The following is a 460-nucleotide window of genomic DNA, read 5'->3' as shown; positions in this document are numbered from 1 at the left end:
CTGCCTCACCAACAACGCCGCCGAACGTGCGCTGCGTGGTTTTGCTCTCGGCAGGAAAGCTTGGCTGTTTGCAGGTTCTGATCGTGGTGCCGATCGGGCCGCCTTCATGGCGACGCTGATCACCACCGCAAAGCTCAACGACATCGATCCGCAGGCCTGGCTGGCCGATGTCCTCTCCCGCATCGCCGACACGCCGCAGAACCGGCTCAGTGAGCTGCTGCCGTGGAACTGGCGGCCCACTCGGGCGCTCATGGCGTCGACCGCGTAAACAGCGCGCGGAACAGCTCCTCCGAGCGCCGAAGACCCTCATCCGTCAGAACCAAGGATTTTGCCTTGTTGACCGGGTCGGCGATCAATCCCTTCCGGTGAAGTCGATCCGTCACGTCCCAGTCAAAGCCTTTCCAAGCACACCGTTCATTGTGCAGGGTCAGCCAAAGCAGCGCCAGGACTGCATCATCAA

The 460-nt window shown here is 62.0% G+C and carries 2 protein-coding genes; one reads left to right on the top strand and one right to left on the bottom strand.

Going from position 1 to position 460, the window contains the following annotated elements; genetic code table 11:
* A partial coding sequence (locus tag EN853_RS33145) for a transposase domain-containing protein (protein ID WP_135856069.1) occupies positions 1–268 on the top strand: 268 nt, incomplete at its 5' end.
* Here EN853_RS33145 and EN853_RS33140 read toward each other — a convergent pair.
* On the bottom strand, positions 249–460 hold a 212-nt coding region (locus EN853_RS33140; protein WP_135856068.1), incomplete at its 5' end, for a DUF6429 family protein. The two genes, EN853_RS33145 and EN853_RS33140, sit on opposite strands and share 20 nt — an antisense overlap.

It is taken from the genome of Mesorhizobium sp. M1C.F.Ca.ET.210.01.1.1 (genome assembly GCF_004791585.1).
Classification (GTDB): Bacteria; Pseudomonadota; Alphaproteobacteria; order Rhizobiales; family Rhizobiaceae; genus Mesorhizobium.
Note: the sequence above shows the minus strand (reverse complement) of the source record. Positions and strands in the feature narration are given on the sequence as shown.